This is a genomic window from Rhodococcus sp. IEGM 1318 (assembly GCF_033142465.1).
GTDB classification, from domain to species: domain Bacteria; phylum Actinomycetota; class Actinomycetes; order Mycobacteriales; family Mycobacteriaceae; genus Rhodococcus_F; species Rhodococcus_F qingshengii_B.
Genome location: NZ_JAWLSC010000003.1, coordinates 156459 through 176581, shown reverse-complemented (window position 1 = coordinate 176581; position 20123 = coordinate 156459). Strand labels below are relative to the sequence as shown.

Sequence of the window (20123 nt, the reverse complement as noted above, 5' to 3'; positions counted from 1 at the left end):
GACGAACTCCTGAGAAGGGTGAGGAGAATTACTTGATTGCACCGAAGGACAGGCCGCGCACCAGTTTGTTCTGGGCGAACCAACCGGCCAGGATGACGGGCAATGCCGCCATGGTCGCTGCCGCGGAGAGCCGAGCCCAGTACAGGCCCTCGCCGGTGATAAACCCGACCAGGAAGACCGGAATCGTCTGCGCTTGAACAGCTGTCAGGTTGACGGCGAAGAAGAATTCGTTCCACGAGAAGATCACGCAGATCAGCGCAGTTGCAGCAATTCCTGGCGAGATCAGCGGGAGGATCACCTCGCGAACCGAAGTCCACAAACTCGCGCCGTCCATGCTGGCGGCTTCGAGAAGTTCTCCGGGGACTTCGAGAAAGAACGAACGCATCATCCACACTGCGATCGGCAGATTCATCGATGTGTACAAGATGACCAGCGCCCAGATGTTGTCGAGCAATCCGATGTCGTTGACGATCACGTACAGCGGCACGATTGCGGCGACAACGGGGAGCATCTTGGTACTGATGAAGAAGAACAGAACATCCTGAGTCTTGGCGACCGGGCGAAGCGACAATGCAAACGCAGCCGGAACACCAAGAAGCAGAACAAGAATCGTCGACATGGCCGTTGCAAATGCAGAGTTTGCCAGCGTCGTGCCGAGACCGGAGTCGAGGACGGCACGGAACTGTTCGAGGGTGGGAGTGAAGAACAGCTTCGGCGGATCCGTGTAGGCGTCTGCCTCGGTCTTGAACGCGGTCAGGACCATCCAGAAGACCGGGAAGAAGAACCCGAGAGCGGCGATCCACGCCACAGCCGACCATGGACTGAACTTGCTGCTCTTCTTTTTCTTGACGACGGGCTTGTCGGCCGTCGCGCTTGTCGTCTCTACGGCAGTCATCACGCCGCCTCCTCGTTGCCGGTGAAGCTCTTGAAGATCAGTCGAAGCGCAAGTGTCGACACGATGATCGTCGCGATCACTGTCACGACACCCATCGCCGCAGCTTGACCCACATCGAAGCCGAGGAACGCGCGCTGGTAGATGTAGAACGGCAGGTTCGAGCTGGCCACGCCGGGCCCACCCGAGGTCATCATGTACACCGCGTCAAAGGTGTTCACGAGGTAGATCGCACCGAGAACTGCACCGAGTTCGATGAAGCGGCGCAGGTGCGGCAACGTCAGTTCGCGGAACATCGCCAACGGCTTGGCTCCGTCCACTCGTGCGGCTTCGAGAATGTCTCGGGGCATGGACTGCAAACCGGCCAGAATGAGCAGCATCATGAAGGGCGTCCACTGCCAGATCAGATTGATCATGACGGCGGCGAGCGGAAATTTGCTGACCCAGTCGACCTGGCCTACACCGAAAGGCTGGAGGACGAAGTTCACGATACCGAACACCGGGTCGAACATTGTTGTCTTCCACAGCAATGCGCCGGCTACGGGAGTGATGAGAAACGGCGTGATCAGCAGTGTCCGGACGATACCCCGACCAAGGAATGCGCGGTCGAGTAGCAGCGCCAGCGCGAGTCCGAGGACCACGGAAACGATGACCGTACCCACGATCATGATGACCGTGTTGACCGCGACTTCCCGAAACTGACTGTCCTTGAATACATCGATGTAGTTGTCGAACCCGTTGAAGTGCCGCGACCCCGGCCGGACAAGGTTCCACGACTGCGTCGAGTAGTAGAGGGTGAACAGAAATGGAATCTGGGTGACGACGATCGAGAAGATCAACGCCGGCAACAGGGGACCTCTACGACGCCAACCCTCGGCGCGGGAGATCTTCTTGTCTATACGCACCGGTGGTGCGTCGTCCACCGTAGTTCTGGGCTCGGCAACCGTAGTCATCGGTTCTCCTGATAGGTCTTGCCGACCACCTCGGCATACTGCTGGGATTGTTCGAGTGCTTCTTTCACGCTCTTCTGACCCGCGATGGCAGCACTGATTTGCTGGCTGACGCGAGTGCCCAGGTCTTGAAACTCAGGGATGGTGAGGAACTGGACGCCGGTGTACGGAACCGGTTGCACTGTCGGGTTTTTCGGATCTGCATTGTTGATCGATTCGAGGGTGATCGGACCGAATGCCTGAGCAGCCTCTTGATATTCCGGAATCTCGTAGGTCGAAAGGCGACTTCCCGGGGGGACTCTCGACCAGCCGAGTTCAGTGCCGACCTTCTGGATGTAATCCTTGTTCGTCATCCAGGAAATGAACTTCCAGGCATCATCTTTGTTCTGTGCCGACTCCGGGATTCCGAGCGCCCAGGTGTAGAGCCAACCGGGATCGGACTTCTCGACCTTCGGGGCCTTCACATATCCGATGTTGCCGACCACCTTCGACGATGCAGGGTCTTCGAGAACCGAAACAGCCGACGTCGCGTCGTACCACATCGCCGTGTTGCCTTGCGCGAATTGTGTTGCACATTCACCGAATCCGCTTGTGGCGGGACCCGGCTGGCCGTGCTCCTTGACGGTGTCCACGTAGAACTGAACCGCATCCTCGACCTGCGGACTGGTCAACTGCGCATTCCAATTCTCGTCGTACCAGCGTCCACCGAAGGTATTGATCACGGTGTTCAGCGGTGCGAGTACCTCACCCCAGCCAGGCTTTCCACGCAAGCAGATTCCCGCCATCTTGGCGTCTGGGTTGTCGAACTGCGCTGCCCAACCCGCAACTTCTTGCCACGTCGGGTCTTCGGGAACTGTTATCCCCGCCTGATCGAACAGATCCTTGCGGTACATCAGGAACGACGACTCCCCGTAGAACGGGACCGCGTACATACTGTCCTCGTACGACAGAGAAGTCTTGATCGACGGTATGAAGTCATCCTCGTCATAACCAGGCGTCTTGTCCGCGTACTCGGACAAGTTCGTGAGCCAACCGTTGGCGGCCCACTGAGGTGTCTCGTAGTTGCTGATCATCACGACGTCGAACTCACCGCCGCCGGTTGCCGTCGACGCTGTGATCTTGGCGCGGGCCTGGTTCTCGGAAAGGCTGACGAATTTGAGGTCGATGCCGGGGTTCTCGGCTTCGAAAGCCGGAGCCAATTTGATGGCGTCCTGCATCTGCGAGTTCGACACCATCGCAATGGTGACTGTTCGTTCGCCGGAACCACCGAGTGCACCAGCACCCGCACATCCCGACACCAGGAGGCAGAGCGCCGCCGCGGCAGCGCCCCACACTCGTCTTCCTGTTTTCACGGATTACCTTCCTTCACACTTGCGTGTCAGTCGCGCGCTCGGACAGCGAAACTCGTGAGATCGCTAGCCTTCGAGCAGCCACTGGGCGCACTCGACGTCGGTGACGAGTACGTTTGCCAAACCTCCGCGCAATGCGCCCAGAACGGCCTGGCGTTTGTGTGTTCCCCCCGAAATCAGAATCGTCTGATCGCAGGATTTCACTGCGTCGAGCGATACGGAGACCGTTCGCTCAGGCAGTGGCCCCTCCACTGGATTGCCGTCGATCGTGTAGAAACGGCCGCCGATTTCACCGACAGCGCCTCGACTTTCCAACTCGTCCAGCATGGTCGAGTCGACGAAGCTACCGGCAAACAAGGTCGTGGCAGTCGAGACGGCACCGACTCCGAAAACCATGATGTCGGAATCAGTTCCGGCTTGCAGCGCCTTCGAGATCACCGAGTCGTTTCGCATCGACTCCACAGTCGCCGGGTCGGCATACAGCGGAGCATTGAGACGAATAGGATTGGCCTGCAACTGTTGTGCACATCGGCCGATGGTGAAGTCGACACCGGTTTGGTAGTCGGTCACCGTCATGGAGCCGTCAAGTTGTACCACAGCCGAGCACTTCGCCGCCTTGTCTGGCAAAGATCCTGCTACCGCAACGGTTTCCGGACCCCAGGTAAACCCGAGAACGCTCGAGGGCTGCAGACGACGAACCAGAACTTCCGCTGCTCGTCGGCCGAGTGCGTCGAAGTCCGGATCGTCCGAATCCGAAATCGCTTCGGGGACGATCAACACTTCGGCCAACCCGAAGTGCTTCTCCAGCTTCGATTCCAACTCCGTGTTCACCGAACCTTCGAGCTCCGGCGGAACCAAAATCTCGACCCTGACCAAACCTTGCGTCCGCGCCCTGGCCAACAGTCGCCCGGCTGTCGGCCGCGAGACGCCCAACTTCGCTGCAATCTCCGCCTGAGTGGCGCCTTCGAGGTGATACATGGTCGCTGCCCGCAAGGCGAGCCGCACATCCTCGGAAGCGGGCAACTTCGACGACTTGAGTCCTGTGGGCTGAGCCGACTGGTTCACGCGGTCTCCTTGTGCATCAGGTTCAAAGTTTCTCGATCGTGAGCAAATGCTCACTAGATGTTCTTATGCTCATTAAGCTAACATCTACATTGTGACCCACACAACAGTTTCCGAAGAACCCGTCGATCTACCTGCGACAATTCGGGCAAACGTCCTCGTCGAGACCGGAAAGATGCAAATGGTCGAGAGACCACGACCGTCCCCGAAAGCCGGGGAAGTCCTCGTTCGGATCCATGCCGTGGGCGTGTGCGGGTCGGACGCGCACTACTTTCACGAAGGTCGCATCGGCCCTTACGTAGTCAACTCACCGCTCGTTCTCGGACACGAAGCATCGGGACGCATCGCCGCAGTCGGTGACGGCGTCGACCCAAGACGCATCGGGCAGCGTGTCTCCATCGAGCCTCAGAAGCCCGATCCGACAAGTCCCGAATCCAAGGCAGGCAGATACAACCTCTGCCCTCATATGAAGTTCTTCGCGACGCCGCCGATCGACGGTGCGCTGACCGACTACGTCACGATCGGTGCCGACTTCGCCCATCCCATCGCAGATTCCGTGTCCTACGAGGCAGCTGCGCTGTTCGAGCCACTCTCCGTAGGGATCGCCTCAGCCCAGAAGGCGGGGATCACTGCCGGCTCTCGGGTGTTGATCGCCGGCGCCGGCCCGGTAGGAATCGTGACGACGCAGGTGGCCAAGGCATTCGGCGCGACGGAAGTCATCGTCTCGGACATCGATGCGGCCCGGCGTGATGTGGCACTGAGATTCGGCGCAACAACCGTCGTTGATCCCCGTGAAAGCGACGTATGCTCGCTGGCCGTCGACGCATTCATCGACGCGTCGGGTGCCACGGCCGCGGTGATCGACGGGATTCACGCAGTTCGACCGGCTGGGACAGTCGTTCTGGTCGGAATGGGCGCCGACGAGATTCCGTTGCCGGTCCCGATCATCCAGAACCGGGAACTGATCCTGACCGGGGTGTTCCGATACGCCAACACGTGGCCGATCGCCGCCGCACTGGTCGCTACCGGGCGCGTCGACCTGGATTCGATGGTCACTGCCCGCTTTTCACTCGAACAGTCGCAAGAGGCCCTGGTGGCCGACCGCATTCCCGGCAGCATCAAAGCCGTAGTCATCGTCGCCGAAGGAGACTAGAACTTTCATGGAACTCAATACGAAGACCGTGCACAACTTCGACACTTCACTCCAAGTGCCAAACTACGACCGGAGCAAAGTCACTACCGGCATAGTGCATTTCGGTGTCGGCGGCTTTCACCGTGCACACCAGGCCATGTACATCGACACTCTGCTGCGACGTGGCGAGGGCTTCGACTGGGGAATCTGCGGTGTGGGAGTGATGCCGTCGGACAAGCGAATGAGAGACTCACTCCGAGCGCAGGACGGCCTCTACACCCTGGCACTCAAGCATGCAGACGGAACGCTCGAGGGCCGGGTCATCGGGTCGATCGTCGAGTACCTGTTCGCTCCAGACGATCCGCAGGCAGTGATCGAAAAAATGGCATCCGAATCGACGAAGATCGTCTCCCTCACCATCACCGAGGGCGGATACAACATCTCGGACAGCACGGGCGAATTCGACTCGTCCAATCCCGATGTGGTGCACGACCTCGAACCCGGAACACTCCCCCGCACCACCTTCGGTCTGATCTGCGCTGCACTCGCACTCCGTCGAGACCGGGGTCTGGCACCGTTCACGATCATGAGTTGCGACAACATCGAAGGCAACGGATCAGTCGCGAGGAACGCTTTCGGAGCCTTTGCCGCCCTGAAGGATCCCGAACTTGCGGAGTGGACCGAAAAGAACGGCGCCTTCCCCAACTCCATGGTCGACCGGATCACACCCGTCACGACAGCCGAGGTGACAGCAGAAATCGCCGAGACGTTTGGCGTCGAAGATCAGTGGCCGATTGCAGCGGAACCCTTCACCGCGTGGTTCCTCGAGGACGAGTTCACCATGGGCAGACCCCCTTTGGAGAATGCCGGCGTGAATCTGGTGCCGGACGTTCGCCCGTACGAACTCATGAAACTGCGCCTTCTCAACGCCAGCCATCAAGGCATCGCGTACTTCGGCTACCTTGCCGGATACCGCCTGGTCCACGAGGCATGCCAGGACGAACTCTTGTCAGGGTTCCTGCTCGACTACATGAATCTCGAAGCGACGCCGACGCTTGACCCGGTACCCGGCGTCGATCTCGATCAGTACAAGAAGACCCTCATCGAACGATTCTCGAATCCTCACGTCCGCGACACGATTGCGCGCCTGTGTGCCGAGTCGTCCGATCGAATTCCCAAGTGGCTGTTGCCCGTCATCCGGAACCAACTCGACGCCGGCGGGTCGATCAACCTATCCACCGCCATTGTCGCCAGCTGGGCCCGCTACGCCGAGGGTTCAGACGAGAATGGAGACCCCATCAACGTCGTCGATCAGATGGCGGACACTCTGGTACCGCTCGCGCAGAAACAGTCGAGCGATCCACTGGCCTTCATCGGAAATCGCCAAGTCTTCGGCGATCTCGTGGACGACCGCCGATTTGTCGCAAGCTTCCGAAAGACTCTCGACTCATTGCACTCCGTCGGAGCCAGAAAAACTCTCGAGGAGGTACGTGCGCTCTGACTACGCCGATACGTCGTGGAGGTGATGGATCGGATCGTGAATGAAGTATGCCGCCAACGATTCGACGGTGAACGCCGATCCGTCACTGCGGAGACCCCGTCGTTGGCGGCTACCCTCTGGCACGGTTTCGAAAGCGTTCGCGACCTCCGCGGCAGCGTCCGACAATTCCGATGCCACCGTTGCCGGATCTTGGTCGTTGTATCGCTCGGCCTCAGCTGTTGCGTCCTGATCCCAGTTCTCGAATCTCGGATCGTCGAATTCGAGCATCTGTTCCAACCGCACCTTGAAGATCCTGAACACGTCGCGCACATGGGCGGAATACTCCAACGCTGACCATGTTTCGCTGTCTGGCCGCACCGTCACGTTCTCGCGTTCGAGCACTGCAGCCCAGGAGGCGGCGTTGGCACGCACCAGATCGGGAACGTCCGTGAATGCGACGGTGGATGAATCGAACCCACACTTGGCGCAGGGGCGTTCGAGGACCCAGGTCCAATTCTTTGTATCCGGGGTGATCGGCATGGATCGAGAATAGTCCGCCGGAGCGGAGTCAGGCTGCTTCGATTGGCCGATGAAGCGAATCGTGCTCGGTATTGCGATTACCTTCGTGCTGACGCTCCACGCGTGTGGCGCGGAAGTGGGCGCCCCCGAGCCGCACGACCGCAACAGCAGACGGTGGTCGTCAACTCACTTCATTCGGCTACCCGAGGCCAATGTTGATCCGTATTTCCGTCATCGTTTGCGGCATCTGGTTTGATTCGAAACATGCGCTCTTCGCTCGCCTTGGCCACTCTCGCTGCAGGTTTGTTGATTGGGGGTTGCGCGGCGCCGGCGGTTCAGCAACCCGACACCGTAACGACAACAGCCGAAACGGGCGGAACGTGGGTCCGAAGGCTCGATGTGCCCGATTCGATTCACGATATTTGTCAGTCGATACTCGAACTGGCCGACGACTTGGGATACGCGCCGAACGATTCCACTCCACCATTGAACCGAGTCCACAATCACATGCTTGGCCCGAACAACGATTGGAGGGGCATCGACCCCGAGGGGCGCCAACGCGTCCAAGAGGCATTCGAGAAGGCAGAATCAGGGTCCTGCGGTTGAGCAACGCTGGACGTCTGGTTCGTCCCTCGTACAACGGAATTACAAACAACGACGTCCGTTACGTTGACCTGTCATGTTGATCAGAGGTGCGACCCGGCACAATTCGCCGAGCCCTTGTCTCCGCCGCCCAACGACGTCGTGTCCATCGACAGCAAAGCGATCCCCGGCGCCCACCGACTTCCGGTAGCGCGACCTCGAAGTTGCTGTTCGTTTACAGCTCTTATCGTTACACTTCGAAATCAACTGTAACTCGTCAGCAACTACTTTGTTCCGATTGCCCGGTTTGATCTCGGTGACGCAGAACAGCAGGGGTGGCCCCACACGATTTGCGTCGTCCCTGCCATCTCCGCCCTAGGTGTGTGCGCCTCCGGCTAGGCAGAAGAACGACCTTCCGCCGACGAACTCCCGGCGTAGGTATCGCCGCGCGTCCATTACTTGCGGTCAACTGCGATGCACTAAAGACGCAACGCGGATAAGGGGCGGCGACACAGCCGTTCGATGGCTTTCGGACCCGAAGTTTTTCATCACCGCGTCAGACAACGGGTCAGCTAAGGCTGCGTCCAAAGTCCTCGTTACTGATGACCTAAGTCCGACAGCACTTTTCACGAAAAAGAGGATCCCGCCTGTGCGGGATCCTCTTCGCTTTCCTTCGGAGCTAGAGACCGAGCGAGTGAAGGTGCTCGCTGATCTTCTCGAACATGAGCCTCTGACCAGCCGGTGTGGGATGCATGCCGTCTTCCTTGAGTAGCGTCGGGTCCGACAGCCAGTTCTCGGTAAGCGCGTCGATGAAAGGTAGCTTGTACTGCTCAGCGGCGGAACGGATTCGATCGTTCACGTTGACAGCAGTCTCGGATGGAGGCCGGTCGTCCATGATGGGGCCGATGACTACAACCTTGGCGTCAGGAAGCCGATCTCGTAGCTGCGCATACAACTCCCGAGTCGCATCTCGCACTTCGAGCGGGTACGAAACATCGTTCCGACCGCCGGCGATGATGACAACCTCGGGATTCACCGCAACGACCTGATCAATTTTCGCACCGAACGGTAGCTTGCCTTTTTCCGCGTTTCCTTGGACGTAGCCGGTACCACCGCTCGCAAAATCTGCCAGATACCAGCGACGATCGAAGGCAAGCAGTGCCGGCCAGTGATCTCCCGTCGTGTTCGGAATCGAGTAAGAGTCCCCCAAGATTGCGACCGTGTCGAAGTCGTCGGTAGGGGAATTCAGCGCCGGCGCCGAACTGTCGGGCTGCGATACAGAGGCAGTTGCCCGACTGTCTCGGGATTGCTCGTACGCAAATCCTCCGATCACCGCTACGACGGTGAAAACCATGGCACCGATGACGGCGACAGTTCGCTTGTTGGGTTTGGTCACCCCGTAAACATACGGGGTCGAATCATGTTGCCTCTGAGCGAGTGTCAAGCATCTGTCGTTCCGCTTGAATCGAACTTCGATGAAGGAGCGAAATCCCGCTCTCACAGCAGAATCAGGCCAAGCTCGCTGGAAGTTAAGGCGCGGCAAAGCATTCAGGGCACACTGTCCCCCAATCGACGGACCAAAGTCCATTTCCAATTCACCACTCCGGCAAGCGGCAATCGCGCAGCTATATTTCGTCGACACTTCAACTACTTGCGGTACATCTGCACGGCCGCGCGACAAGACCCAGTCTCCCCCGCTCGGCAATCCCCTCTATTCTTCTCATTCGAAGAAGCTGACACCAGGTGCCAGGAAGAACGCCGACATGCCAGAAACAGAAGCAAAGCGCAGCAATCGGCGACTGATCGCGATCGCAGCACTCGCGGTCGTACTTCTCGCGCAAGGCGCCTACTCGTTCGGGGTCCGCCCCGAGCCGTACCCGACAATTCGCATGCCCAGCTTCGGCGGCGTGCCCAATGCAGACGGCGAGTTCAGTGGAAGTGGCTTGGATATCACTCTCCATTACACCGACGGAACCACGATGAGTCCCAACCCGGCAGATCTCGCCGGCGATATTCGCTACTCATCCGCGAGAGCATCACTCGATTATGCGTTCCGCCCCAGCAGGGCAGGCGCCCGCAACGCCCGAACAGCGGACCCTGAATTGGTCGAATGGCTCCGAAACCGCAGCGTCGAAGTCGGAAGTGGTGCCATCCCGGACAGTATCGAGTTCTGCTGGCGCAAAACAATTATAGACATCACCGACGGAACCGTTGCGTCAACTGACCCGTGCGAAACGACAAGGGTTGATCTATGAGTGCCCGTGCGGAAACTCTGTTGTTCCTGCGCGACTACATCGATCGGTTGTGCGAGTCGTACCGCGCGAGGCGAGCCTCCTCGTCAGCCTCGAAGTCAACGCTTCATACTGGCGTTAGCCCTTCTCGTCGGCTATCGAACGATGTTCCTATCCGTCGCGATGACAGTCGTGCTGGTGACCGGTAGCGGGATCGTTCATTCCTTCGGCAAGGTCGATCACTTCATACTGTTCGAGCTCTTGCCTGTGGCTATGGCCGCTGCTGGATGGGCGCCGCATTATCCCTCGATGCACGAGGCTCTGCGCACTTGTCGCCTGGGCGATCGTCGGCAGCACGATCTTCGACAAAAGTCATTGGGGCTGAGCCGCGGGCTCATGTCACCTGAACGTGGGGCGGGCGGGGCTCGAACCCGCGACCAATGGATTATGAGTCCACGGCTCTAACCGACTGAGCTACCGCCCCATCCGTGATGCGTGGCATCGCGGCGAATCCGAATGTTACCGGCACATCCGACGCGGATCACAATCGGGCAGGCGGTGACGCGTTGCACTCTTTCGAGTCGAGTCTTCCGCGGTTGGTCGGCACAGGTGCACTGAGCCGATACCGTGGGAGTGCACACCCCACGGAACAGGATCACCACATGAAGCTTGCACTGACCGAATTCAAGAACTCGAAGGCTACGATCCGGATCATCATGTCCGACGGCGCCAAGCTGAACGGCACCGTCACCGATTTCACCGAAGACACTCTCGTCCTCAATTCTCCGAACGGTGTCTACTACATCAACCCCAGCCACATCATCCGACTGTTCGAGCCGTCGGATCGCGCAGCGAAGTAAGCGCACCGGCCGAACAGTTCGACAGTTCCACCGAAAGCCCGACGCAGAGTCTTGCGTCGGGCTTTCGGCGTATTTTTCGCCAACCTCTTCGAGTCGCGTTCACGGGTGCTGGTGGCGCCTATCCTCTGCTGATATGGCGAATGACAGCGCACGACCTGAACTCGTTTTGTTCGACCTGGGCGGTGTGCTGTGTCGGTTCGAACCTGATCTTCGCGCCGAAGAACTGGCAACGGCCATCGGCGTCACTGAAGGAGAAATCCATGCCCTCGTGTTCGAGTCCGGGTTCGACCAAGAATGCGATCTCGGCCTTCACTCCGAAGACGCGATTCTGGAACGCTTTCGAGCGTTCGGGTTTCCTGGTAAACGCGACGACCTACGCCGATCCTGGGCCAAGGCCTTCATCCCGGACCGCGCAGTCATCGATCTCGCAATCGCACTTCGAAGCGAGGGGGTCGTGGTCGCCACACTCTCCGACAATGGACCTGTCCTGTTGGCCGCCATCGAAAGTGTTGTAACTCCAGTGGCAATCGACGAGCATGTTTTCTCCTGCATGCTCGGAGCTACCAAACCCGACCCTGCGGCCTTCCTGGCTGCGCTGGAGTTTCTCGATGCGCGTCCACAGCAGACCTTCTTCGTCGACGACAACCCGGTGAACGTCCTCAGCGCTCGACGGCTGGGAATTCGCGGCGAACAAGCAAACAAGGCGGCAGACGTCGAATCGGCACTTCGATCGGTGGGTCTGCTGCGAGCGCGCTAGGTCAGACAAAAACAAGGTCAGACCAAAACAAGAAAGCCCCCCCACCCGATTTCTCAGGTGAGGGGCTTTGCTGCTCCCCCGGCTGGACTCGAACCAGCAACCGTCCGATTAACAGTCGGAAGCTCTGCCAATTGAGCTACAGGGGATTGTCTTGCTCGCTTCGCCCGTTCCGGCGTTGCCTGAGAAACTGTAGCGAATCCTCCACCGAAGTACCAAATCGCCTGCCCAGCGAGTCATCAGGCAGGATGGAGTCAGGACGATCGGTGCTGGAGGGAAGCAGGAATGATGCGTTTGTTGATCGGTGTTGCAGCTGGGTACGTCCTGGGAACCAAAGCGGGCCGCGCACGATACGAGCAGATCAGCCGGGCCGCAAAGGCGGTGGCCACTAGTCCGGCCACCAAGAAGGTGTTGGATGCGTCACGGCAGAAGCTGGCCGACTCTCTGAGTACTCAGCCCAAGCTCGAGCCGATGAGGCCGCTCAACGAGGAGACCACAATTCTGGTCCCCCACGACCAGTTGAAGAAGAACCGCTAGGTCAGACGCTTTGGTCGCCGACAGCCTGCTCACGCAGCTGTCGGCGATACTGCTCCAATGCCACGAGGTCACCGAACAGCGAGTTGTACTCCTCCGGGGCCGCAGCAGGTGAGACGCGCTGAAGCTTGGATTTGAGGTCGGCAACCTGTTCTCCCACCCACGCTTCCTGCAGACGAGCGAGCACTCCGTTGATATAGCGCGGAACCGTGTCTTCGTCACAGGGCATGGGTTCGACGGCCAGTTCCGATACAACCGAGGCCACTGTCATGTCTTCGACGCCCTTGGTGACGACTTCGATCCACTCGGCGCCGCCGAGCCCCTTGCTCGTTCCGCCGGCGTCAGCCATTGCCTGCCTGATCACAACGTAGGCGGGGTGGGTGAACGTCTCGGGTGGCAACGAGTCGAAGACAGTGCCGGCGACGCCAGGGTGCTGCAACGCGGCCTTGAGGACAGCTCGCTGAGTCGAAAGCCCCGGGTCGTTGGGCCGTGGCCTGGAGATTCCGATCGGCAGCGCAAGCGCATCGGCGGCGGGTGGGTCGACAACCTGACGACGCTTGGGCGCCGGTGAAGATCCACGCGTCGACGCCCGTTTGCGAGCTTCGTCACGCACGCGTCGTCGGACGGACGGAAGATCGTCCCAACCGACCCATCCGCAGAGGAGATTCGCGTAGCTGTCGCGCAGAGTTGATTCCTTGATCTGCGCAACGACGGGGACGGTACGACGCAGTGCTTCGACGCGCCCTTCAGCCGTCTCGAGATCGTGCTCGGTGAGTATCGACTTCACCACGAACTCGAACATCGGCGTACGCCTCGCAACGAGGTCGCGCACGGCGGCGTCACCGGACTCGAGGCGAAGATCGCACGGGTCCATTCCGTCAGGAGCGACGGCCACGAAGGTCTGCCCGGCCATCTTCTGATCGCCCTCGAATGCCTTCATCGCGGCAGCTTGCCCTGCGGCATCACCGTCGAATGTATAGATGATCTCACCGCGAAAGTAACTGTCGTCCATCAGGAGTCGGCGGAGCATCGCAAGGTGCTCCTCGCCGAAGGCGGTTCCGCACGAAGCGACGGCGGTCTTGACGCCGGCCAAGTGCATCGCCATGACGTCGGTGTACCCCTCGACGACTACCGCCTGGTGTCCCTTGGCGATGTCGCGCTTGGCGAGGTCCAAGCCGAACAGGACCTGAGACTTCTTGTAGAGGATCGTTTCCGGCGTGTTGACGTACTTGCCCGGCATGGTGTCGTCGTCGAAGAGCTTGCGGGCGCCGAAGCCGATGACGTCACCGGCAACGCTGCGGATCGGCCAGAGCAGGCGGCGATGGAACCGGTCGATCGGACCGCGCCGCCCTTCTTTGGACAGCCCTGCTGCTTCAAGCTCCTTGAACTCGAATCCCTTGGACATCAAGTGTTTTGTGAGAGTATCCCAACCTTCGGGCGCGTATCCACAGCCGAATTGCAGGGCTGCTGCCCCGTCGAAATTTCTCTCGGTGAGGTAGTCGCGAGCCGCCTGGGCATCGGGTTCGCGCAATCGGGCTGCATAGAACTCCTGAGCCGCCGCATTCGCCGCAATCAAGCGTGCACGGGTGCCGCGATCGCGCTGAACGGACGGTCCGCCGCCCTCGTACGAAATCGTGTAGCTGAGTCGATCCGCCAACTGCTCGACGGCCTCGACGAAGCTGATGTGGTCCATCTTCTGCAGGAACGAGTAGACGTCACCACCTTCACCGCAGCCGAAGCAGTGATAGAGGCCGTGGTTGGGCCGTACATGAAACGACGGTGACTTCTCGTCGTGGAAGGGGCACAGACCCTTGATCGAATCGCCACCGGCACGCTTGAGTGAAACGTATTCACCGACGATGTCCTCGATGCGAGTGCGTTCGCGAATGGCCGCGATGTCTCTGTCAGAAATTCGGCCCGCCACGTACATCAGTCTAGGCGGTCCCCCGACACCTCCTGACAACGATATGTTGATGGCCGACTCTGCACCGCAGCGATGGGACCGACGATGACTGAAAACGCCGCGAGCTCGCCCGAAGGGCGATCGGGAACTCGATTCGGCGTGTACGAGTTGCGTCGTCTGCTCGGTCGGGGCGGAATGGGCGAGGTGTACGAGGCGTACGACACCTCGAAGGATCGCCTGGTCGCTCTCAAGTTGCTCCATCGCGAGCTTGCGGCCGACCCGTCATTCCAAGCTCGTTTCCGCCGCGAATCTCGCGCCACCGCCGCCCTGAACGAACCGCACGTGATCCCGGTGCACGATTGGGGCGAGATCGACGGAGTTCTCTTCATCGACATGCGATTGGTCGAAGGCCACACATTGCGAGCCGAGTTAACCGAGTTCGGCCGACTGCCACCGGCCCGAGCCGTCGACATCGTCTCGCAGATAGCGTCAGCGCTGGACGCAGCGCACGCGCGCGGTCTCATCCATCGCGACGTCAAACCAGACAACATCATTCTCACGAACACCGGATTCGCATACCTCGTGGACTTCGGAATCGCATATTCACAGACAGACACGAAAATCACCACCGAGGGAAGCGCGGTCGGTTCATATGCGTACATGGCGCCGGAGCGATTCGGTATCGAAACACCGACGGCCGCAGCGGATGTGTACTCCCTTGCTTGTGTTCTCTACCAGTCCCTCACCGGAACGACGCCTTTCAACACCACAAGCATCGGACATCTCGTCAATTCGCACCTGAACGCTCCGCCGCCGCGCCCCACGCTGACGGTTCCGTCGCTCCCGCAACGTTTTGACACTGTCGTGGCTCGCGGCATGGCAAAGGACCCCGCACACCGCTATCCGACCACCGGAGCGCTCGCACTCGAAGCGCGGCAAGCCCTCTCGGCCGACAGTGCCACCAGCGCGGCCGGCGGATTGCAATCCACAGTCGTCGGGCCGCCCACCTACACCACGGTGAATCCCGCTTACGGGAACTACACGCACATCGCGACAAAGACCAAGCGAAACCGAGCCCCGATCGCGATCGGGGCGGCTGGAGTTGCACTCGTTCTGGCCGCAGGAGGCACGGCGGCTTGGGTGATACTGGGAAGCTCGGGCCCCGAATCACCAACCGCTGTAGCAGCTTCCACCGCCACGGCGGAACCAGTACCCATCCAGGAGCCGGTCAGCACGCCAAACCTGGAGCCGTTGCCCACCGCCGGACAGCAGGCAACCACGACCACGCGGGCGTCCGCACCGTCCACGAAGAACGGCGATCTCGGGGTGAGCAAGCCGATCACCGTCCCCTCGTGCAAGGGGACCGGAATCGTAGTGTTGGCCAACGCCACCGATCCGGCCACGTATGCCAGCGAAATTCAGAACTACCTTGACGCGTTCCCCGGCTCGAAATACCTACGCACAGACCAGTCCTGCCCGTCACTGCGTCAAGTCTCGGATTCCGCGACTGCGATCTATACCGTGTATCGCGAATCCGGAAACAGCGAGTCGAAGATCTGCAAGGACGTCCGCGCAGCAGGCGGCGACGCTTACGGCAAGTGGCTCGATACCACTACCGACCCGTCGACGCGGATGACCTGCTGAAGGCGTAAGCGGCTCAGCCCCAGCTGGCCTGCGCGCCCAGGCTCGCTTTGTCCACCCGTTCCAGCCGACTCTCCGTGTACGACGCGATCTGATCCACCACTACCCGGACCCGAGCACCGTCGTCCGCGGCGCGCTCCCACGCGGGCAGCAGAATCGGATCGAGCCCGGCCGGCGCAGTTGCCAGCAGCCATTCCGCGACGCGATGAACACGATCACGCTGCCGATCCTGACGCGCCTTGTGTCCGGCGTCGGACATCACGTAGTACAACGCCACGGTCTTGAGCAACGCCACCTCGGAGGCGACGGCCTCGGGGATGTCGAGGTCGGCTTGATACCGCGAGAGGGGTCGGTCACCGTGTGTCAGCCGGGTGCTGGCGATCGCCGCGGTGGCGAAGCGACCCACCAATTCACTCGTGAGATTCTTCAACGCGACGGAACTTCCGAGTGTTCCGTCGAAACTTCCGACCCCGCGTACGACGGGGAGTTCGGACAACCGTTGAGCGGCGTCGATCAGATCGTCGACTACCAATCCCCGAAACTCGGAGGCCCCCAGTTCTGCCAGTGCGCGCTGCTCGGACGGATCGGCAAGCGAGCGAAGGTCGATACGGCCTGCGATCACCCCGTCCTCCACGTCGTGCACGGAGTACGCGATGTCGTCGGCCCAGTCCATGACCTGAGCTTCCAGGCATTGCCGACGCTCGGACGCCCCCTCTCGAACCCAGGCGAGCACCTCTGCGTCGTCGTCGTATGCCCCGAACTTCGCGCCGGGCTGCGGCCGGGTCCAGGGGTACTTGATGGCTGCGTCGAGTGATGCCCTGGTGAGATTGAGGCCGGCGCTCAAACCGTCGGGGCGCAGGATCTTCGGTTCGAGGCTGGTCAATATCCGCAGATTCTGCGCGTTGCCCTCGAAACCTCCGCAGTCCTTGGCGACTTCGTCCAGAGCCTTCTCGCCGTTGTGACCGTACGGCGGGTGCCCGATGTCGTGTGCGAGACCGGCGAGGTCCACCAGGTCCGGATCGCAACCGAGTCCGTCGGCGATCCCTCGCCCGATCTGTGCGACCTCCATCGAGTGTGTCAACCGCGTACGAGGTGTGTCACCGTCGCGCGGGCCGACAACCTGGGTCTTGTCGGCCAAGCGCCGCAAAGCCGCGGAGTGTTGGACACGCGCCCGATCTCGCGAGAAGTCCGAACGATGCTGCGCCGCTGCGATCTGCGAACCCGGCAACCCCGCACGCTTCGGCGCCTCGACGACACGACGTTCGAGGTCGTGTTCGGAGTAGGTGCCGCCTCCGTAAGTGGTGTGAGCTGTCATGGTTTCTATTGCCCTGCCGTGTAGGGGAAGTCTGCCGAGAAGTGTGTGAGCTGATACCAGAGCAGCGCGCCGGTTTCGCGAGCGATTCCGTGCAACTGGGATTCGCGGGTGAACACGGCCGGGCCCTGACGAGTCGGTGCGGTCCACGCCTGAAGCCCCGTGTCGCGGGCCATCGTCCGGGTGCGCAACGAGTGCCAAGGGTCACTGACCAGGACGGCGGAATTGATGCCCTGCGAGGACATCTCGGCACTCACCGCATCGATGCTGAGCAGAGTGTCCGAACCGGTCTCCACAGCGGTGATCGCACTAGACGGAATCCCTCGATCGGTCAGATACATCTTTCCCGATGCCGCTTCGGTGTACTCGTCACCTTCTTGTTTACCGCCGACGGTGATGATCTGCGGAGCCACTCCGCGCTTGTACAGCTTGTACGCCTGTTCGAGTCTGGCTTCGAAGACCGACGACGGAGTGCCGGAATACTGAGCCGCGCCCAGAACGACTATCGCGTCGGCCGGCCGCGTGTCGTCGATGCGGGCCACCTGCCACACCCGGAATGCGGTACCGCCGACCAGGACCACTGCCATCAACACGGCGCCGGCGATCAATCGCCGCGTCCAACGAGCCAATCCTGCACCGAAGCCGCCCGCCCGTGAGGGTGATGGATCGTGGGGGCGGTTACCGAAAGCAGGTTTCACTCCCGCAATTCTGCCAGTTCGCAGCGATCTCCTCCGATGCCGACGCGCTACAACGGATAGATTTGCGTCATGGCCCTCGCACCACACTTCGCGCAGTTGTCCTCTGTAGAGCAGAGTCGGACAACCACCCGACCCGTTCGGCGCTGGGGAAGCGCCGTCGTCGTCGCCGCGATTTTCGCTTTGTTGGCGCTCGTCTTCAGCCCTGCGCTCGCCTCGGCGGACGCCCCGATGGTGTTGCCGAATCACATCACAGACACCTCCGGGGTTCTCGACGCCGGCCAACGCAGCGACATCCAAGCTGCGATCGATCAACTCAGCGAGGACCACCAGATCGATCTGTGGGTCGCATTCGTCCCCGACTTCAACAACCTCGGCGGCCAGGCGTGGGCACAACAGACGGCCACCAAGTCGACGCTCAGTACCAAGTCCGTCCTGCTTGCAGTTGCCACGGCAGAGCGCGCCTACTACCTCGACGTTCCGGCTGAACTCAGCAACATCACCGATTCCGACATCGAGACGATCAATTCGGACGCGGTGGAACCGGCTCTCGCCGAAGACGATTGGACCGGCGCGGCAATTGCAGCGGCCGGCGCACTCGGCGACGCGAACAACACGAGCGGCGGAATGGGAGTCGGAACACTCCTGATCACGGGCGGCGCTGTGGTAGTCGGAACGGGCGGCGTGGTCCTTTACTCACGCAAGCGCAAGAACGACAAGAACAAGGCAAGCGTGGAGGCCGCGAAGAACATCGCCCCCGACGACTTCGCCAGCCTCAACGCACTCGCGCTGCCCACACTCGACGAACGCGCGAAGGAGATCCTCGTCGAGACGGACAACGCGATCGCCAGCAGCCAGGAAGAGCTGGATCTGGCCCGCAGTGAGTTCGGAGATTCCGCTGTTGCGCCCTTCTCCGCGGCATTCGACAAGGCCAAGGCCACCCTCGCCGAAGCCTTTGCGATCAGACAGCGACTCGACGACGCCATCCCGGAAACTCCCGACCAACGCCGTCAGATGCTGATCGACATCATCTCCTCGTGCGGTCGAGCCGACCAAGAACTCGAAGCTCGCGTCGACGAGTTCGACGGGCTTCGCGACCTTCTCATCAACGCCCCGGCACGCCTCGATGCGCTGACGCAGAGTGTTGTTGCTCTCAGCGTGCGCCTGCCTGAATCCGAGGCGATTTTGACCAAGCTGAAGGATCAGTTCCCCACGCCGACGCTGGCGTCGGTGGTGAACAACGTCACGATGGCGAGCGAACGCTTGACGCTCGCCGAGAAGTCCATCGAAGAAGGTCGAGACGCCACCGCGCTCCCGGCCGGCAAGCAAGGCGCCGCCGTCACCGCAATTCGGACGGCCGAAGCAGCTCTCGATCAGGCCCGCAAGCTACTCGACGGCGTCGATCACGCCGCCGACGACATCCGAAACGCCATCGCGACACTTCCGTCCGCGATGGAGGACGTTCAGCAGGGCATCACCGCTGCGGACGCTTACCTCGCGCAGGGCGGGCAGAAATTGGCGGACGCGAAGGCCGCGGCCCAGTCGGCGTTGGCCAATGCTCAGACGTCCAAGGACAGCGATCCGCTGACAGCGTTCAACCAGATCGTCGCAGCAGACGCCCAACTCGACGCGCTGCTTGCCGACGCTCAGGAGCAGAAGCAGCAGCTCGAACGGGCGCAGCAGCGTCTCGCCCAGGACATTCTGGCTGCACAGGCTCAGGTGACCGCTGCCGGTGACTTCCTCGGCACCAGGCGCGGCGCGATCGGGGCCGAGGCCCGCACTCGCTACGCGGAAGCTCAGCGGCACTTGCAGGCCGCCCAACAATTGCAGGCTTCGGATCCGTCGAAAGCACTCCAACACGCCCAGGCCGCGACCACCTTGGCGACGCACTCACTTCGCGCCGCGCAGAACGACGTCAACACCTGGGAAGCAAACCAACGACCCCGCGGTGGCGGCGGCGATGCGACGGGAGCGATCCTCGGCGGCATCCTGATCAACAGCATTCTGCGAGGTGGCGGCGGGCCCCGCTCGTACGGCGGACCGAGCAGCAGCGGACGCTCCGGTCGCGGTGGCGGCGGCGGTGGTTTCGGCGGTGGCGGCGGCGGCCGAACCAGTCGAGGCGGCGGCGGCCGGTTCTGACGGATCCCGTCGAGGTAGTAAAATCCCTACTTTGTTCACGACCGCACTCGTCGTACGCTTCATCCGGCAAGTCGGGATCACAGATCAT

At 61.0% G+C, this 20123-nt stretch carries 17 protein-coding genes and 2 tRNA genes; 8 read left to right on the top strand and 11 right to left on the bottom strand.

Going from position 1 to position 20123, the window contains the following annotated elements; genetic code table 11:
- Positions 1–28: 28 nt before the first annotated feature.
- From R4P65_RS08980 to R4P65_RS08965, 4 genes are all read right to left on the bottom strand, one after another.
- Entirely contained in the window at positions 29–895 is an 867-nt protein-coding gene (locus R4P65_RS08980) for a carbohydrate ABC transporter permease (protein ID WP_317826232.1), read from the bottom strand.
- The gene (locus tag R4P65_RS08975) at positions 895–1845 is read right to left on the bottom strand and encodes a sugar ABC transporter permease (RefSeq protein WP_317826231.1); all 951 of its coding nucleotides are present in this window, start codon (positions 1843–1845) and stop codon (positions 895–897) included. Before R4P65_RS08975 ends, R4P65_RS08980 begins: the two co-directional genes overlap by 1 nt.
- Positions 1842–3194 (bottom strand): sugar ABC transporter substrate-binding protein, encoded by a 1353-nt coding sequence (locus R4P65_RS08970; RefSeq protein ID WP_317826230.1) that lies wholly within the window; start codon positions 3192–3194, stop codon positions 1842–1844. The genes R4P65_RS08975 and R4P65_RS08970 overlap by 4 nt, the downstream gene beginning before the upstream one ends.
- Before the next feature lie 63 nt (positions 3195–3257).
- A complete protein-coding gene (locus R4P65_RS08965) occupies positions 3258–4256 on the bottom strand; it encodes a sugar-binding transcriptional regulator (RefSeq protein ID WP_317826229.1) in 999 nt (332 codons plus the stop codon).
- A gap of 139 nt (positions 4257–4395) precedes the next feature.
- On the opposite strand from R4P65_RS08965, the gene R4P65_RS08960 reads away from it, so the two are divergent.
- On the top strand, positions 4396–5406 hold the full coding sequence (locus tag R4P65_RS08960; RefSeq protein ID WP_317826480.1) for an NAD(P)-dependent alcohol dehydrogenase: 1011 nt from the start codon (positions 4396–4398) through the stop codon (positions 5404–5406).
- A gap of 7 nt (positions 5407–5413) precedes the next feature.
- A complete protein-coding gene (locus tag R4P65_RS08955) occupies positions 5414–6886 on the top strand; it encodes a mannitol dehydrogenase family protein (RefSeq protein WP_317826228.1) in 1473 nt (490 codons plus the stop codon).
- On the opposite strand, the gene R4P65_RS08950 is transcribed toward R4P65_RS08955, so the two are convergent.
- Complete coding sequence (locus R4P65_RS08950; RefSeq protein WP_317826227.1) at positions 6887–7405, bottom strand: DinB family protein; 519 nt, start codon at positions 7403–7405, stop codon at positions 6887–6889.
- Positions 7406–8645: 1240 nt separating this feature from the next.
- Positions 8646–9362, bottom strand: coding sequence for an SGNH/GDSL hydrolase family protein (locus tag R4P65_RS08945; protein WP_317826226.1), 717 nt, complete (start codon positions 9360–9362; stop codon positions 8646–8648).
- Between the two features lie 367 nt (positions 9363–9729).
- On the opposite strand from R4P65_RS08945, the gene R4P65_RS08940 reads away from it, so the two are divergent.
- The gene (locus R4P65_RS08940) at positions 9730–10221 is read left to right on the top strand and encodes a hypothetical protein (protein WP_317826225.1); all 492 of its coding nucleotides are present in this window, start codon (positions 9730–9732) and stop codon (positions 10219–10221) included.
- A 386-nt stretch (positions 10222–10607) separates the two neighbouring features.
- Here R4P65_RS08940 and R4P65_RS08935 read toward each other — a convergent pair.
- A tRNA-Ile gene (locus R4P65_RS08935) sits at positions 10608–10681 on the bottom strand.
- A 178-nt stretch (positions 10682–10859) separates the two neighbouring features.
- Here R4P65_RS08935 and R4P65_RS08930 point away from each other — a divergent pair.
- The gene (locus tag R4P65_RS08930) at positions 10860–11057 is read left to right on the top strand and encodes a hypothetical protein (protein ID WP_003941659.1); all 198 of its coding nucleotides are present in this window, start codon (positions 10860–10862) and stop codon (positions 11055–11057) included.
- Between the two features lie 133 nt (positions 11058–11190).
- Positions 11191–11814, top strand: coding sequence for an HAD family phosphatase (locus R4P65_RS08925; protein WP_317826224.1), 624 nt, complete (start codon positions 11191–11193; stop codon positions 11812–11814).
- 73 nt (positions 11815–11887) lie between these two features.
- On the opposite strand, the gene R4P65_RS08920 is transcribed toward R4P65_RS08925, so the two are convergent.
- A tRNA-Asn gene (locus R4P65_RS08920) sits at positions 11888–11960 on the bottom strand.
- 136 nt (positions 11961–12096) lie between these two features.
- Between R4P65_RS08920 and R4P65_RS08915 the strand changes: the two genes are divergently transcribed.
- Entirely contained in the window at positions 12097–12348 is a 252-nt protein-coding gene (locus R4P65_RS08915; RefSeq protein WP_230813845.1) for a hypothetical protein, read from the top strand.
- Between the two features lies 1 nt (position 12349).
- On the opposite strand, the gene dnaG is transcribed toward R4P65_RS08915, so the two are convergent.
- Positions 12350–14269, bottom strand: a complete 1920-nt coding sequence (gene dnaG / locus R4P65_RS08910; RefSeq protein WP_230813847.1) for a DNA primase — start codon at positions 14267–14269, stop codon at positions 12350–12352.
- Between the two features lie 84 nt (positions 14270–14353).
- Here dnaG and R4P65_RS08905 point away from each other — a divergent pair, with 84 nt between their 5' ends.
- Entirely contained in the window at positions 14354–15892 is a 1539-nt protein-coding gene (locus tag R4P65_RS08905; protein WP_411742526.1) for a serine/threonine-protein kinase, read from the top strand.
- Positions 15893–15905: 13 nt separating this feature from the next.
- Here R4P65_RS08905 and R4P65_RS08900 read toward each other — a convergent pair whose 3' ends face one another.
- Positions 15906–17204, bottom strand: coding sequence for a deoxyguanosinetriphosphate triphosphohydrolase (locus tag R4P65_RS08900; RefSeq protein ID WP_317826222.1), 1299 nt, complete (start codon positions 17202–17204; stop codon positions 15906–15908).
- Positions 17205–17209: 5 nt separating this feature from the next.
- Positions 17210–17788, bottom strand: coding sequence for a YdcF family protein (locus R4P65_RS08895; RefSeq protein ID WP_128638009.1), 579 nt, complete (start codon positions 17786–17788; stop codon positions 17210–17212).
- A 180-nt stretch (positions 17789–17968) separates the two neighbouring features.
- Between R4P65_RS08895 and R4P65_RS08890 the strand changes: the two genes are divergently transcribed.
- Positions 17969–20035, top strand: coding sequence for a TPM domain-containing protein (locus R4P65_RS08890; RefSeq protein WP_317826221.1), 2067 nt, complete (start codon positions 17969–17971; stop codon positions 20033–20035).
- Positions 20036–20123 lie beyond the last annotated feature (88 nt).

Bases quoted from the DNA above. Each gene is read 5' to 3' on its own strand.
- R4P65_RS08955 (WP_317826228.1), top strand. From the start codon at position 5,414: ATGGAACTCAATACGAAGACCGTGCACAACTTCGACACTTCACTCCAA.
- R4P65_RS08890 (WP_317826221.1), top strand. From the start codon at position 17,969: ATGGCCCTCGCACCACACTTCGCGCAGTTGTCCTCTGTAGAGCAGAGT.
- R4P65_RS08900 (WP_317826222.1), bottom strand. From the start codon at position 17,204: ATGACAGCTCACACCACTTACGGAGGCGGCACCTACTCCGAACACGAC.
- R4P65_RS08980 (WP_317826232.1), bottom strand. From the start codon at position 895: ATGACTGCCGTAGAGACGACAAGCGCGACGGCCGACAAGCCCGTCGTC.
- R4P65_RS08950 (WP_317826227.1), bottom strand. From the start codon at position 7,405: ATGCCGATCACCCCGGATACAAAGAATTGGACCTGGGTCCTCGAACGC.
- R4P65_RS08930 (WP_003941659.1), top strand. From the start codon at position 10,860: ATGAAGCTTGCACTGACCGAATTCAAGAACTCGAAGGCTACGATCCGG.
- R4P65_RS08905 (WP_411742526.1), top strand. From the start codon at position 14,354: ATGACTGAAAACGCCGCGAGCTCGCCCGAAGGGCGATCGGGAACTCGA.
- R4P65_RS08915 (WP_230813845.1), top strand. From the start codon at position 12,097: ATGATGCGTTTGTTGATCGGTGTTGCAGCTGGGTACGTCCTGGGAACC.
- R4P65_RS08925 (WP_317826224.1), top strand. From the start codon at position 11,191: ATGGCGAATGACAGCGCACGACCTGAACTCGTTTTGTTCGACCTGGGC.
- R4P65_RS08895 (WP_128638009.1), bottom strand. From the start codon at position 17,788: ATGGCAGTGGTCCTGGTCGGCGGTACCGCATTCCGGGTGTGGCAGGTG.
- R4P65_RS08975 (WP_317826231.1), bottom strand. From the start codon at position 1,845: ATGACTACGGTTGCCGAGCCCAGAACTACGGTGGACGACGCACCACCG.
- R4P65_RS08940 (WP_317826225.1), top strand. From the start codon at position 9,730: ATGCCAGAAACAGAAGCAAAGCGCAGCAATCGGCGACTGATCGCGATC.